Source organism: Flavimobilis rhizosphaerae (genome assembly GCF_014852685.1).
GTDB lineage: Bacteria > Actinomycetota > Actinomycetes > Actinomycetales > Cellulomonadaceae > Flavimobilis > Flavimobilis rhizosphaerae.
In genome coordinates this window covers 131,161-144,532 of sequence record NZ_JACZDF010000006.1, presented here as the reverse complement: position 1 = coordinate 144,532, position 13,372 = coordinate 131,161, and the positions used below count along the sequence as shown (strand labels likewise).

General features: G+C 72.2%; 13 protein-coding genes and 1 tRNA gene. 7 read left to right on the top strand and 7 right to left on the bottom strand.

All coding sequences use genetic code 11. The annotated features are described in order from the left end of the window. Window positions 1-54: 54 nt before the first annotated feature. Together IGS67_RS11335 and IGS67_RS11330 are read right to left on the bottom strand one after the other, a co-directional pair. The gene (locus tag IGS67_RS11335; RefSeq protein ID WP_192281042.1) at window positions 55-1,002 is read right to left on the bottom strand and encodes a cell division protein FtsQ; all 948 of its coding nucleotides are present in this window, start codon (window positions 1,000-1,002) and stop codon (window positions 55-57) included. 89 nt (window positions 1,003-1,091) lie between these two features. Then, the gene (locus IGS67_RS11330) at window positions 1,092-2,798 is read right to left on the bottom strand and encodes an HAD family hydrolase (protein ID WP_192281039.1); all 1,707 of its coding nucleotides are present in this window, start codon (window positions 2,796-2,798) and stop codon (window positions 1,092-1,094) included. A gap of 70 nt (window positions 2,799-2,868) precedes the next feature. Between IGS67_RS11330 and IGS67_RS11325 the strand changes: the two genes are divergently transcribed. Continuing rightward, complete coding sequence (locus IGS67_RS11325) at window positions 2,869-3,942, top strand: LacI family DNA-binding transcriptional regulator (RefSeq protein WP_210767278.1); 1,074 nt, start codon at window positions 2,869-2,871, stop codon at window positions 3,940-3,942. A 128-nt stretch (window positions 3,943-4,070) separates the two neighbouring features. On the opposite strand, the gene IGS67_RS11320 is transcribed toward IGS67_RS11325, so the two are convergent. After that, a tRNA-Ala gene (locus IGS67_RS11320) sits at window positions 4,071-4,143 on the bottom strand. Window positions 4,144-4,342: 199 nt separating this feature from the next. On the opposite strand from IGS67_RS11320, the gene IGS67_RS11315 reads away from it, so the two are divergent. After that, on the top strand, window positions 4,343-5,518 hold the full coding sequence (locus IGS67_RS11315) for an SLC13 family permease (RefSeq protein ID WP_192281037.1): 1,176 nt from the start codon (window positions 4,343-4,345) through the stop codon (window positions 5,516-5,518). 56 nt (window positions 5,519-5,574) lie between these two features. Here the strand turns inward: IGS67_RS11315 and IGS67_RS11310 are convergent, their stop codons facing one another. Genes IGS67_RS11310 through IGS67_RS11300 form a run of 3 tightly spaced genes read right to left on the bottom strand, consistent with a single transcriptional unit; the run spans window position 5,575 to window position 8,794 of the window. Continuing rightward, complete coding sequence (locus IGS67_RS11310) at window positions 5,575-6,324, bottom strand: glycosyltransferase (protein ID WP_192281035.1); 750 nt, start codon at window positions 6,322-6,324, stop codon at window positions 5,575-5,577. Continuing rightward, a complete protein-coding gene (locus tag IGS67_RS11305) occupies window positions 6,321-7,685 on the bottom strand; it encodes a PIG-L family deacetylase (protein WP_192281033.1) in 1,365 nt (454 codons plus the stop codon). The genes IGS67_RS11310 and IGS67_RS11305 overlap by 4 nt, the downstream gene beginning before the upstream one ends. Beyond that, window positions 7,679-8,794: an acyl-CoA dehydrogenase family protein gene (locus IGS67_RS11300; protein ID WP_192281031.1), complete on the bottom strand. Its 1,116-nt coding sequence runs from the start codon at window positions 8,792-8,794 to the stop codon at window positions 7,679-7,681. Before IGS67_RS11300 ends, IGS67_RS11305 begins: the two co-directional genes overlap by 7 nt. 164 nt (window positions 8,795-8,958) lie before the next feature. Between IGS67_RS11300 and IGS67_RS11295 the strand changes: the two genes are divergently transcribed. Both IGS67_RS11295 and IGS67_RS11290 read left to right on the top strand, forming a co-directional pair. Next, window positions 8,959-9,294 (top strand): YtxH domain-containing protein, encoded by a 336-nt coding sequence (locus IGS67_RS11295; protein WP_192281030.1) that lies wholly within the window; start codon window positions 8,959-8,961, stop codon window positions 9,292-9,294. A 44-nt stretch (window positions 9,295-9,338) separates the two neighbouring features. Continuing rightward, window positions 9,339-9,887: a type 1 glutamine amidotransferase domain-containing protein gene (locus IGS67_RS11290; protein WP_192281028.1), complete on the top strand. Its 549-nt coding sequence runs from the start codon at window positions 9,339-9,341 to the stop codon at window positions 9,885-9,887. 60 nt (window positions 9,888-9,947) lie between these two features. On the opposite strand, the gene IGS67_RS11285 is transcribed toward IGS67_RS11290, so the two are convergent. Then, window positions 9,948-10,811, bottom strand: a complete 864-nt coding sequence (locus tag IGS67_RS11285) for an SDR family oxidoreductase (protein ID WP_192281026.1) — start codon at window positions 10,809-10,811, stop codon at window positions 9,948-9,950. A gap of 180 nt (window positions 10,812-10,991) precedes the next feature. Here IGS67_RS11285 and IGS67_RS11280 point away from each other — a divergent pair, with 180 nt between their 5' ends. From IGS67_RS11280 to IGS67_RS11270, 3 genes are all read left to right on the top strand, one after another. Next, window positions 10,992-11,258 (top strand): DUF7218 family protein, encoded by a 267-nt coding sequence (locus IGS67_RS11280; protein WP_192281023.1) that lies wholly within the window; start codon window positions 10,992-10,994, stop codon window positions 11,256-11,258. A gap of 1 nt (window position 11,259) precedes the next feature. Further along, window positions 11,260-12,234, top strand: coding sequence for a DNA topoisomerase IB (locus tag IGS67_RS11275; protein ID WP_192281018.1), 975 nt, complete (start codon window positions 11,260-11,262; stop codon window positions 12,232-12,234). Between the two features lie 67 nt (window positions 12,235-12,301). Next, complete coding sequence (locus IGS67_RS11270; protein WP_192281016.1) at window positions 12,302-13,300, top strand: Gfo/Idh/MocA family protein; 999 nt, start codon at window positions 12,302-12,304, stop codon at window positions 13,298-13,300. Window positions 13,301-13,372: the final 72 nt, after the last annotated feature.

The following is a 13,372-nucleotide window of genomic DNA, read 5'->3' as shown; positions in this document are numbered from 1 at the left end:
GGTGAGTCGACGGCTGCGTCGGCCCGCACGGGGTGCGGGCCGACGTTCGCGTCTTCAGCTGCGCTCGGTGGGCGCGGACTGTGCCGGGTCGGTGGGGCGGGTGCTGGCCAGTGCCCGTTCACGTGCCTGACGCTGGCGGCGCGCAAGGCCCAGAGCGGTGCCGAGCAGGACGACGAGGGCCGCGACGCTCACCCAGAGGAAGCCATCGCCGTACTGGTCGCGGAAGTCACCATCGACGGCGCCGAGCTCGATGTCCCAGGCTTCGAGGAAGGCGAAGAAGAAGGAGGACGCGGCGAGCAGCACAGCAACACCGACGAACCAACCCTTGTGCGCGCCGCCGGGGACGGGTTCACCGGGCACGCGTGGGCGCAGACCGAGGAGGGGCTCAAGCTTGCCGTGCAGGGCCGGAATGAGCCACATGGCGGGGAGAGCTCCGAACAGGATGCCGGAGACGAGCAGGTCGACACCGAAGCCGATTCCTTCGATGGCGAGGATCGACTGGGGCAGACCTTCGACGAGTTCGGCGTCTTCGACGCCGATGTACACCTTCGTGAGGTCGACTGCCGCGGAGAGGAACTTGTCGATGGCCACGACGGTGAGGGCGCCCAGGAAGATCTGCGGCTTGGATCGCGGGTTGCGGATGAGGCTCCCAGCGGCGTAGAGCGCCAGGAACATCTGGATGAAGCCCTCAACCTCACCGAGACCAGAGAAGTCTCCCATGAGGAGGTCGGTGAAGATGATCTCGCCGAGCGGGGCGCCGAGGGCGGCCCAGAAGGGGTTGAGGAGCGCCACCATCACCAGTGGCACGAAGACGAAGTAGGCCACCGAGACGTCGATCGGGCCGATGGTGACGTCAGGGATGATCTCCAGGACGACGTTCGCCAGGCCGAACAGTGCCATCGAGAGCACGAAGATCATGAGCTTTTGGGGCATCTGGAGATCGTTGGCGCCGGGTTCGGTGCTGCCGCGCAGAGTGCCTGCGCGCTCGTAAGTGGTGGTCATCATGGTTCCTTCGCGTTGGACGTGGGGTCAACGGTGGTCGGGGTGGCAGCAGGTGCACTCGGTCGTGCGACGCAGCTCTCCTGCTGTGGTCAGGCACCCACGGCGAGGCGTGGGTGAACGAGGCCGTGGTGTGCGCGCACGAGGTCGCTGACGGCGCTGAGGTTGCTGGCGACGACGGTGGCGAGGCCTGAGGCGAGCGCGGTGTCGAGCTCGGGGTCCGGCGTGGAGCCGCCGCGGACGAGGACGCGATGCGCGATGCGGTGGGTGAGAGCGACGCGCGCATCGTTGTCGGGTTTGTCACCGACGAACCAGCTGAGCCCCGGGTGGGCTCGGGCGATCTGCAGGGCCTCGGCGAGGATCGCGGGCTCGGGTTTGCGAAGCCCCAGCTCGTCAGAGCACACGTAGGCACCGATGAGGTCGGTCAGTCCGTGGGCTGCGCACTCGGCGCGGACGGCGCGCCCCGAGATGGTGTTGGAGACGACGACGACAGGCATCGCGAGATCCTGTGCGGTAACGAGCAGCTCGCGGACGCCGGGGCGCAGGGTGCGCCGGGACTTGGCGCGACCGTAGCGCGCCATGAGGTCGAAGCCTTCGATGCGCAGGATGGCGCGCTGGCGGGCGCTGAGGTCGCGGCCAAGGAGTTCTGTCCAGAACCTCTCAGGGGTGACCTCGAGCAGTGGTGCGGTGCCTGCGTCGTAGTTGAGGCGGAGGCCGCGTTTGAGTGCGCGGTGCCGGTCCTTGGCTGCGGTGAGAAGGGCGCGCGCATGATCGACGCTCACTGGCTCCGTCGGGTGTGTGAGAAGTGCGGCGAGGTGTTCGGCGAAGGATGTGAGCAGGTCTGGGTCTTCCTCGGATGCCGAGATCACTCCCCCGTGGTCGAGGAAGAGAGCCGGCCGTCCTCGAGGCGTGGGGCGCGATGCTGGGCTGCGCTCTGGTGCCCGGGGCGAGGCCTGGAGGGGTGCAGAGGCGAGTGCGTGCGTGAGTGCCTCGAGAAGGCCCTCTGGGGTGTCGAAGATGGCGTCGGGCGCTGCGTCAACTGCAAACGGAGGATTGTCTGAGTGCTGGGAGCGGGTGATGAACACTGCGCCCACGCCGGCGCGACGGCCGGTGACGACGTCCCGGTCGAGGGTGTCACCGACGTACCAGCAGTCGGCGATGTCGACTCCTGCGGCCTCCGCTGCGAGGTGGAGCATGTCTGGGTGAGGTTTGCGCATCCCGACTTCGTCTGAGTAGATCTGGGCCGCGAAGGCGCTGCCGAGCCCGTGCGCGGCGAGCAACTCGCGGTGACTTGAGCCCGAGTGGGCGTTGGAGACGATGACGAGCGGGATGTGGTGGGCGCGCGCGGTGGCAACGAGGTCGGTGATGCCGGGGCGCAACTCGTGGCTGGAGAGGGTTGTGGTGAGCATTTCGAGTACGCCGTGGGCTTCGGCGACGAGTGTTGCGCGTGCTGCGGCAGGCAGATCCGAGGCGAGGAAGTCACCGACGATCTCGCGGTGGGTCATCTCGCGTGGGGTTCGGCGACGCGAGGAGGCGTGCTTCCAGTGCTTGAGCGCGGTGAGGCCCGCATCGAGCGACCGGCGCAGCACCGCATGGTCGATGTCATGACCCGCACGGGTGAGCAGCGTGGCGAGGCGCGCAACGTAGTCGTCGCGGCCCTGGGGTTTCTTCGCGGTGAGGAAGATGACTCCGCCAAAGTCGAGGAGCAGCGCCCGCGGCGGTCGAGCGAGTGAGCCCTGTGACGTCGAGGTACCGACGGAGGGTGACGTGCCGGGCGGAGTGAGCGTGGAGTGGAGCAACCTGGGCCTCTTTCTCGTGCGGGTCCGTCGTCAACGTAGAGCGGCGACGTGACGTCCTGAGAGTGAGAAGGTGAACGGAACTGGAACGCTCCAGAACGTTGCAGAATGGTCGCTCATCCCCCGGGTTTGGTGCTCTACTCGTCGTGATAGAACGTCACTCGTGAGCTCTCATCGCCCCACGATCGTTGACGTCGCCGCAGCGGCCGGCGTGTCGAAGTCCCTCGTGTCGCTTGCCCTGCGAGATGCGCCGGGCGTCAGTGCCACGACGCGGGCGCGCATCATGGCGATCGCCGACGACCTGGGCTACCGATCCCACACCTGGGCCCGCGCTCTCGCTGCGGGGCGCAGCCAGGTCATCGGCATTCTGCTCAACGACCTCCATTCGGCGTATCACACCGACATCGTCGAGGGCATCGAGCGGGCAGCAGATGCCGCCGGGCTCACCACGGTCCTCAGCCACGGTCAGCGCGATCCCAAGGTTCTCGCACAACGTCTCGGCCACCTGCAGGACCTCAGTGTCGACGGTGTCATCGTCGTCTCAGCGCTGCTCAGTCCCGACGCGCTAGCACACGCTGCCCAGCGCGGACCGGTGGTCGTCGTGGGCCGAACCACGCAGGTCGCCGACACCGTCGGCGCCGTATGGAACAACGACGAAGTGGGTGCGCACCTTGCCGTCGAGCACCTGGCACGGCTCGGGCACACGCGTATTGCGCACCTGGCGGGTTCTCATCGGCCCGCTTCGCAGGCACGACGCGCCGCCTTCCACGCGACGATGACCGCGCTCGATCTTCCCGCGCCACACCTCGTCTGTGATGACACCGACACTGTGATCGCCTCCGTGCGAGCCGGTGCCACCACCGCAGTCTTCGCTTCGAACGACACCCGCGCGGCGCGCCTCCTCGGGGCCGCCCTCGACGCGGGCATCAGTGTGCCCGGGGACCTCGGTGTCGTCGGCTATGACAACACCGAGCTCACCGAACTTCTTCGCCCTCGCCTGACCTCGGTTGATCAGCCACGCCACGAGATGGGCCAACGCGCCTTGGCCATCCTCACCGATCTGCTCGGCGGCGGTCCCGCGCGCGTCGAGGTCGTGGCTCCGCGACTCATCGTGCGAGATTCTTCGGGTCCGTCGCCCACCCCGTGACCGGTGAGCACCTGGACGCTTCGCACTGAAGCATCCTGGGGCACAGAGCCCGGCCGATGGCCGAGCGCTCGAACGATGAACGGTGACGCGAGCCATCGATGAACGACGTCCCGACTCATCACATGGGGTGGAGCTGAGGGGACTCGAACCCCTGACCCCCTGCATGCCATGCAGGTGCGCTACCAGCTGCGCCACAGCCCCGCGGAGCCGTGGCTCCGAACGCGGAAGATCCTACCTGCTCGCGGACGGTGCTCTGCGCACGGCCCCGAGACACCAGCCGGGAGACGTCGCCGCGGAAGCACCTCCGCCCAGGCAGACGTGCAGCACCACGAACCCAGGCGACTAGCATCACCCCGACCGCCCGCCCGACGGGCACTCCCATCCGAGAACCGGAGCACCCATGCGCACGACGTTGACGGGCCTCGCCCTGCTCGCCGTCGGCGCGGTCCTTGTCGCCACGGGTGTCCTCGCGTCGGCGGACGTCGCCCATCTCGCCGCACGCGTCGGCCCTGTCCTCGCGTTCGTCGTCGGCATGACGGTCGTCACCGACCTCGCCGCCCGCGCGGGACTCTTCGACGCGGTCGCGGCTCGCGTCGCCCGCTGGGGCCGCGGCAGCAGGCTCGCGTTGTGGGGTCTCGTCGTCGTCGCGGGCGCCGTCTCGACCGCGTTCCTGTCGCTCGACACGACCGCCGTCCTTCTCACCCCCGTCGTCGTCGTGCTCGCACGGCACGTCGACGTCGCTCCCCTGCCGTTCGCGCTCACAACCGTGTGGCTCGCCAACGCGGGCTCGCTGTGGCTGCCGACGTCGAACCTCACGAACCTCCTCGCGCTGCACGCGCTCGGTGACCCGAGCCCGCTCGCGTTCGCGCGCCTCACGTGGGCGCCCGCTCTCGTCGCGACCGTCGTCCCCATGCTCGTGCTGCTCGCCCTGTTCCGCCGCGCGCTCACGGGCCGCCACCGCCCCGAGCAGACCCCGCCCGAGCCCCGCGACCCCGTGCTCCTGCGGATCGCAGGCGTCACCGTGACGCTGCTCGTGCCCGCGCTCGTCTCGGGCGTCGACGTGTGGATCCCCGCCGTCGTCGCCGCGGCGGTGCTCGCGGTCGCGTTCGCGCTCCGCGAGCGCGGCGCCCCCGGCACACCCGGTGCTCTCCGCTGGAACCTCGTCCCCTGGCCGACGCTCGTGCTCGTGAGCGGTCTCTTCGTCGTCTTCGAGGCCGCCCACGGGGCGGGCCTGGGCGCGTGGCTCGCGCGCGTCGCGGGCGAGGGCGAGGGCACTCTCGACCTGCTGCGCGTCGCCGTGACCGGCATGCTCGGCGCGAACCTCGTCGACAACCTGCCTGCCTACCTGGCCCTCGAGCCCGCCGCAGGCTCCCCCGCGCGCCTCGTCGCGCTGCTCGTCGGCGTCAACGCGGGGCCGCTCGTCACGCCGTGGGCGTCGCTCGCCACGCTCCTCTGGCACGACCGCCTCACGCGCCTCGGCGTGAGCGTCCGCTGGGGCGGCTACATGGCGCTCGGTCTGCTCGTCGCACCGCTCACGGTGCTCCTTGCGACGCTCACGCTGGCCGCGATGCTCTGACTGCGTCCCGCTCCGGTCGAGCACGCACGGGGGCCCGCGCGCCCGACCACGTCACCTCAGGACGGCGCGCCCGAACCGGCCGACGCGAACCGCTCTCGCAGGTACTGCGCGTACCCGTGCGGCGCCCGGCCCTCCGTCCGGCCTGACGTGAGGACGTCGACGACGTCCGACGCGACGATCCTCACCGGCAGCGCACGCAGCCGCGCGACGAGCCCGACGTCCTCGTGCGCGACGACCGGGTCGAAGCCGCCGGCGGCGACGTGCGCAGACAGTCGCAGGCCGAGGTTCGCGCCGTGGACGTGCCCGTTGGGCCGCCCGGGCACGCGCGTCGCGGCCCACGCACGCGTCCGCTCAGGCCCGAGATCCGCAGGGTCGGGACGGACGGTTCCGACGACGACGTCGGCCCCCGCGTCCGCGAGCCGCACGTGCTCGACGATCCAGTCGTGCCCGACGACGGAGTCCGCGTCCGTGTGGAGCAGCCACACCTCCTCGTCCGCGACGGCAGCCTCGCGGGCGAGCCGTGCGCGCACCGCCGCGACCCCCGCCTCGCGAGCGCGACCGACCGCGCACGCGTCGAGCTCCACGACCGTGAGGTCGAGGCCCGCGCGCGCCGCGGCCTCCGCCGCGACCGTGCCGGTCGCGTCGCGGCACGCGTCAAGGACGAGCGTCACCCACACGTCGAGCCCGTGCGCGCGGGCGTGCCCGACGGCAGCCGCGAGACCCTCGACGCACCGGCCGACGAGTCCCTCCTCGTCGTGCGCAGGCACGACGACCTCCGCGCGTCGCACCCGCGCCGTCGCCGTCATGTCAGCCCCTCGAGCGCCGCGACCGACCGCGGGTCACGGGCGAGGACGTCGAGGACGAAGTCCTCCTCGACGTGCTCGACGAGCCGCGGCAAGCCGAGCCCGCGCGCCAGGACGTCCCGCGCGTCGTCACCCGTGAGCGGGTACTCCGGCACGTCGTGGCGCCAGTGGCACGTGACGACGCACCCCGCCGGTGCGAGCACGCCCAGGAGTCGGGTCGCGAGGTCCGCGAGGTCGGTGCGCGAGAGGTAGTAGCCCACCTCGGAGACGACGACGGTGTCGAACGGCCCGTCCGGCAGCGTGTCGAGCGCCGAGCCGACCCGCACGTCGACCCTGTCGGCGAGGCCCGCGTCCGCGACGCGCTGCCGTGCCTGCTCGACGGCCCGCTCGGCGACGTCGAGCGCGACGACCTCCCGGGCCCGTGACGCCAGGTCGACCGTGAGGTGCCCGAGCGAGCACCCGATCTCGAGCACACGACCGAGGTCCTCCCGCGGCAGGCTCGCGACCGTGAGCGCACGCTTGCGCCGCTCGTACCACCGCGTGCCGAGCCGCCACGGGTCCTCCCGGCGACCGTAGAGCTCTGTGAAGTACTCCGCGCCCAGCCGCTCGGGCCGGTCGGCAGCGCCCCGGGCGGACGTGACGACGAACGTCTCGACGTCCCGCACCACGTGCCGCAGGAACCGGGCGTGCAGCACCGGGGCCGCCCCGGTGGCGTCCGGCATCGTCTGCGACTCGTAGGCGCCGAGCGCCCGCATCTTCGCGACGACCTCCGCGTCCCGCAGGACCAGCGCGCGAGCACCGTCGGGCAGCCCGGCGTCCGGGTCGCCCCAGTGCCACAGCCACACCGGATACTCCCAGAGGTGCACGCCACGCTCCGCGGCGAGCTCAGCGGCGACCTCCCCGACAACCCGGTGGTCGTGATGCCCGTCGCCGCGCCACGGCGCGACGACGAGCAGCCGCGCGCCACCCGTCCCGGCGTCGAGGACCCGGGCGAGGTCGGCGCGCACCCCTGCACGGTGCGCGCCCGTGGCCGCGTCGGGGTGGTCGAGCACGTGGACCTGCGCGCCCGGGCACTGGACGTCGAGCGCCTCGCGGAGCTCGGCACGCCGCGTCGCGACGAGCTCGTCGCGCCCGACGCCCGCGTGCGACGCCGCGCCGTTCGTCACGCACACGACCTCGAGCGTCACGCCCGAGGCGCCGAGCCGCGCGAGGAGGCCGCCCGCCCCGAGGGTCTCGTCGTCCGCGTGCGCCGCGAGGACCACGACCCGGTCGACTGCCGGAAGCGCGAGCGCGGGCAGCGCCGTGAGCGCCGCGTCCCACGCGCGCGCGTCCGTCCCGGGCTCGGCAGCGTCGAAGGTCACCACGACGGCCCCGTCGCGAGGTTCTTGCGGCCCAGCGACACGAGGTCACGCTCCGCATGGTGCTGACGCACGTAGATCTCGAGATCGGCGACCCGTTTGGCGTGAGCGGCGTCGAGCGCGAGAGGTGCAGGGCCGAGCGCGTGCGCTGCCGTCCGCAGCACCCGCTCGCACGTGCGGGCGACCACGGCCCGAACTCGTGCGGACGTCACGGGCGTCGGACGGCCCGCGGCCACCTCGCGCGCCGCATCGCCGAGCACTGCCCGCGCCGCGTGCAGATGCTCGTCGACGTCACCCAGGTGCATGAGGAGCAGCTCGGCGTCCGACCGTCGCGCGACCTGCTCGCGCAGCGTGCGCGCAAGCCCGACAGCCCCGCCGTACCAGCACGCCGCAACCCCCGCGCCGCCCCACGCGAATCCGGGACGCTCGAGGTACCAGCCGGGTTCCCCGACCGCGACCGCCGGGACCGCCGTGAACTCGAGGCCCGTGCTCGGGATCTCCGTGAGACCGCGCGCGACCCACTTCTCGGCCGCCGCGCCGACGCCCGCGTGCCGCAGGTCGACCGCGTACAGCTGGCGTTCCCCCGCTGCGTCACGCGCCGTGACGAGAGCCGCGTCGAGCCGGTCCGCGAGCGAGCACCACGGCTTCGTCCCGTCGAGCAGCACGACGCGCCCGTCGTCCGAGGCGCGCGCCGCGAGCGTCGCCGCCGGCCCCTCCGCCGCGAACACGCCCCACGACGCCTGCGCAGCGTCCGCCACGACGTCGTCGGGCGCGAGCCCCGCCTGGGCGAGAATCGCGAGCGCGTCAAGGTGCGGCTCGATCGCCCGCGCGAGCCCGAGGTCGCGGGACGCGACCGTCGCGAGCAGCTCCCACACCGCCACCGTCCCGTCGCTGCCCGGACGCAGGGTCGCGGGCAACTGCGCCGCGACCGCGAGCACCCCGTCGACGTCGCTCACGTCGGCGAGCAGCTCGAGCGCGCGGTCCCGCGCGTCGCGCGGCCCCTCGGCGCCGAGCGCGACGACGCTCCAGACCTGCCCGGCCGCGCCGTCCCGCTCCCCGCCGTCCTGCACCACGCCGTCCCGCACCGGGCCCGCCGGCACCGTCGCACCTGCCATCGATCCCTCCTTCGTCGTCGGACGTGGACCGATGATGACCTGCGACGACCGACCGCGCGACCCGGGTGCCGCCGTCGACCCGCCCAGATGCGCGCCGCCGAGGCGCGGCGCACGATGGAGGGAAGGGCCGCGAAGGCCACCGGACACGACGGAAGGACGAACCCATGGGCTCGAAGATGACGTTCCTCGCGGGTGCTGCGGTCGGGTACGTGCTCGGCAGCCGGGCGGGCCGCGCCCGCTACGAGGAGATCAAGGCCAAGGCACGCTCCGTGCTCGACGACGACCGCGTCCAGGACGTCGTCGAGACCGCGAAGGAGCGTGCTGCCGAAGCCGCGGGCGCCGCGGGCGCCGCCGTCCGCGCGAAGGTGGGCGAGGTCGCCGGCGACGCCGGGACGGCGCTCAAGGACAAGGTCACGCACGCGTTCCACCGGGACGACGACGGTCACACGCCGCCGCCCACCATGACCACGCCTCCGGTGGCGCCGACCAGCGGACCGTGATGGCGTAGAAGACCCTTGAGGAGAACCCGAGAGAAGGAGGCACCATGTCACATCTCACCGGCAAGAAGATCGCGTTCGTCTCCACGAACGGCTTCGAGGACTCCGAGCTCATGAGCCCGTGGGAGGCGGTCACGGGGCACGGCGCGACCGCGCACCTCATCGCCCCCGAGACCGGCACGATCACCGGCAAGAACGGCCACGAGCACCCCGTCGACAGGACGACCGGCGAGGCCTCGGCCGACGAGTACGACGCGCTCGTCCTGCCCGGCGGCGTCGTCAACGCCGACCACCTGCGTCTCGACGAGGCGGCCGTCGAGCTCGCCCGCGCGTTCTTCGCGGCGGGCAAGCCCGTCGGCGTCATCTGCCACGGTGCGTGGCTGCTCGTCGAGGCCGACGTCGTCCGCGGCCGCACACTCACGTCGTATCCGAGCCTGCGCACCGACCTGCGCAACGCGGGCGCGGAGTGGGTCGACGAAGAGGTCGTCGTCGACCAGGGGCTCGTCTCGAGCCGCACGCCCGACGACCTGCCAGCGTTCAACGACAAGCTCGTCGAGGAGATCGGCGAAGGCGTCCACACCGGACAGCACGCCTGACGCACGCACGTCGAGGGGCCCGGAACCTTGTGGTTCCGGGCCCCTCGTGCGTGCCCCGTCTCAGAACACCGGCTTGCCGCCCGTGACGCCGAGCACCGTCCCGGAGACGTAGCTCGCGTCGCGCGGCGACGCGAGGAAGACGAACGCCGGAGCGCACTCCGCAGGCTGCCCCGCACGTCCGAGCGGCGTGTCGAGCCCGAACTGCTCGATCTTCTCGTTCGGCTGCGTGGCTGGCTGCAGCGGCGTCCAGATCGGCCCCGGCGCAACCGCGTTGACACGGATGCCCTTCGGGCCGAGCTCGGCCGCGAGGTTGACCGTGAGGTTGTTGATCGCCGCCTTCGTCGACGCGTAGTCGAGCAGCGCGTTCGACGGCTGGTACGCCTGGATCGACGAGACGTTGATGATGCTCGACCCGCTCTCCAGGTGTGGCAAAGCAGCCTGCACGAGCCACACGAGCGCGTAGAGGTTCGTGCGCATCACCCGGTCGAGGTCGTCCGTCGTCACGTCCGCGACCGAGTCGCGGCGCGCCATCTGGTAACCGGCGTTGTTGACGAGGACGTCGAGCCCGCCCAGGCCCTCGACCGCGCGTTCGACCGTCTGCCGGCACACGTCCTCCTGGGTGAGATCACCCGGGACGAGCACGCACCTGCGCTGCACCCGCTCGACCCACCGTGCCGTCTCCTCCGCGTCCTCCTGCTCCTCGGGCAGGTACGAGATCGCGACGTCGGCGCCCTCCCGCGCATACGCGATCGCGACCGCCCGCCCGATGCCGGAGTCGCCGCCCGTGATGAGCGCCCGCATCCCGTCGAGGCGCCCGTGCCCCGTGTACGACGTCTCCCCGTGGTCCGGCTGCGGCTCCATGGGCGCCGTGAGGCCCGGCGGCTCCTGCTGCTGCGCGGGGAAGGCCTGGTTCTCCTCGGTCATGTCGTGCTCCCGTCGTCGTCAGGCAGAACGCGTGCCGGGACGGCACGCGCCGTCCTCACCACGCTAGGGCCCACCTGCGCGACCTGCATCCGCACGCTCGGGTGGCGCGCAGACTCCGCCGTGCCGACGATGAGAGGACGCTCGCACCCACGAGGGACACCCCGAGGACCGGAGGTCGACATGCCACGCACGAAGACACCCCAGCTCAAGGACCCCGAGCTCTACGAGAAGCTCGTCGACGACGGCGCGTCGAAGGAGAAGGCCGCGCGCATCTCCAACGCAGCCGCGCGCGACGGACGTTCGAGCGTCGGCCGTCGTGGCGGCGCCGCCGAGGACTACGAGAAGCGCACCGTGCCCGAGCTGCGCGCTCGTGCCAAGGAGCTCGGGCTCAGCGGGTACTCCCGCCTCCGCAAGGCCGAGCTCGTCGACCTCCTGCGCGAGCACTGACATGGCACGGCTCGTCCGCGCCGACCTGCGCGCACCGGGCTGGGGACGCCGCGGAGCCGGCAAGGGCTTCTTCTACGTCGACTCCGAGGGCGACAGGATCTCCGAACCGGAGACGATCGCGCGCCTCGACGGACTCGCGATCCCGCCCGCCTGGACCGACGTGTGGATCGCGCCGGACCCGCGCAGCCACGTTCTCGTCACGGGCGTCGACGGCGCTGGACGACGCCAGTACATCTACCACCCGGCGTGGATCGAGGCGCACGACGCGGAGAAGTTCGCACGCCTGCCCGATCTCGCCGCCTCGCTCCCCCGCGCCCGCCGGCGCGTGCGCCGTGACCTCGGCGCTGAACCTGCGAGCCGCGAGCGCGCGCTCGCCGTCGGGTTCCGGCTCGTCGACACGGTCGGCATCCGCGTGGGCGACGCGCGGCACACGGTCGTCACGGGCCACCGCGGTCTCACGACGCTCGACGTCCGCCACGCGACCGTCGACGCCGACACCGTGACGCTCGACTTCCCCGGCAAGAGCGGCATGCACTGGCACGTGAGCGCGACCGACCACGACCTCGCGGTCGCGGTGCGCTCGCTCCAGCGCGACAGGTCAGCCCGAGCACGCCTCGTCGCGTACCGCGACGGCCGCCGTTGGCGGCCGCTACGTTCGGCCGAGCTCAACGCGTACGTCCGGGAGGTCACCGGGACCGATGCGACGACGAAGGACCTGCGCACGCTCCTGGGCTCGGCGACCGCCGCGCACGAGCTCGCGCTCGCGGGGCCGCTCGAGGACCCGCGGGACCAGGAGCGGGCGATCCGCGACGCGGTGCGGCTCACCGCCGACGTCCTCGGCAACACCCCGGCTGTCGCCCGCGCGTCGTACGTCGACCCTCTCGTCCTCGACGCGTACCGGCGCGGCGAGGTCGCCGACGCGCATCGCGAGATCGCGGCCGCGTACCTCGACCTCGTGCGACGGGAGGGTGCGTGACGGGGGACGTCCCGCCCGTCGTCCGCGCGCCCCGCGCCGTCGTGGGTGGAACCGCTACCGTTGCCGCATGACCGCACCTCTCTCGCACATCCGCTGGGGCATCATCGGCGTCGGTGACGTCACCGAGCACAAGTCCGGCCCCGGCTTCCAGAAGGCTGAGCGGTCCTCGCTCGTCGCCGTCATGCGTCGCGACGGGGCGAAAGCTGCCGACTACGCGACGCGGCACGGTGTGCCGCGGTGGTACGACGACGCCGACGCGCTCATCCATGACCCCGAGGTCGACGCCGTCTACATCGCGACGCCGCCCGGCTCGCACGCCGACTACGCGATCCGCGTCGCCGCGGCCGGCAAGCCCGTCTACGTCGAGAAGCCCATGGCGCGCACGGCCGACGAGTGCCGCGCGATGATCGACGCGGCCGACGCCGCAGGAGTGCCGCTGTTCGTCGCGTACTACCGGCGGGCCATGCCGCGCTTCAAGATCGTCGAGGACCTCGTGCGTTCGGGCGAGCTCGGCGAGATCCGCACGGTCTCGGTGCGCAACACTGCCCCGCGCGACGCGGGAGACCCCGAGCACCAGCCCTGGCGCCTGCAGCCGGAGATCTCTGGCGGCGGGCTCTTCGTCGACCTCGGTTCGCACGCGCTCGACTGGCTCGACCACGTGCTCGGCCCGGTCGAGGAGGTCCACGGCATCGCGACGAACGTCACCGGCACGTCGGCGGCCGAGGACCACGTCGTCGCGGCGTTCCGCTGGGCGTCGGGCGCCGTCGGCACGGGCACGTGGGCGTACGACGACGCCGAGCGCACCGACGAGATCGTGCTCCACGGCACACGGGGTTCGGTGCGGTTCCCGTGCTTTGGCGAGGCTCCGATCCGGGTGCGTGTCGGCGGCGTCGACCGCGAGATCCAGGCGCCGTACCCCGAGCACGTGCAGCAGCCGCTCATCCAGCTCATCGTCGACGAGCTCACGGGCCACGGCGGCCCGGCACCCAGCACGGGCCGGACCGCGCTGCGCACGGGCGAGGTCATCGACGCGGTCCTCGCCGGCTACCGCCGGGCACAGGCCTGACGCACCCTCGATAGCCGATCTGCACGCCTCAGGCGTACGGATCGGCTATCGAACGTCCAGGCCCGGGCCTGG

Coding starts and splice junctions, on each gene's coding strand:
- IGS67_RS11335 (WP_192281042.1), bottom strand. CDS start 1,002: ATGACCACCACTTACGAGCGCGCAGGCACTCTGCGCGGCAGCACCGAA.
- IGS67_RS11290 (WP_192281028.1), top strand. CDS start 9,339: ATGTCACATCTCACCGGCAAGAAGATCGCGTTCGTCTCCACGAACGGC.
- IGS67_RS11310 (WP_192281035.1), bottom strand. CDS start 6,324: ATGACGGCGACGGCGCGGGTGCGACGCGCGGAGGTCGTCGTGCCTGCG.
- IGS67_RS11280 (WP_192281023.1), top strand. CDS start 10,992: ATGCCACGCACGAAGACACCCCAGCTCAAGGACCCCGAGCTCTACGAG.
- IGS67_RS11300 (WP_192281031.1), bottom strand. CDS start 8,794: ATGGCAGGTGCGACGGTGCCGGCGGGCCCGGTGCGGGACGGCGTGGTG.
- IGS67_RS11295 (WP_192281030.1), top strand. CDS start 8,959: ATGGGCTCGAAGATGACGTTCCTCGCGGGTGCTGCGGTCGGGTACGTG.
- IGS67_RS11285 (WP_192281026.1), bottom strand. CDS start 10,811: ATGACCGAGGAGAACCAGGCCTTCCCCGCGCAGCAGCAGGAGCCGCCG.
- IGS67_RS11275 (WP_192281018.1), top strand. CDS start 11,260: ATGGCACGGCTCGTCCGCGCCGACCTGCGCGCACCGGGCTGGGGACGC.
- IGS67_RS11270 (WP_192281016.1), top strand. CDS start 12,302: ATGACCGCACCTCTCTCGCACATCCGCTGGGGCATCATCGGCGTCGGT.
- IGS67_RS11315 (WP_192281037.1), top strand. CDS start 4,343: ATGCGCACGACGTTGACGGGCCTCGCCCTGCTCGCCGTCGGCGCGGTC.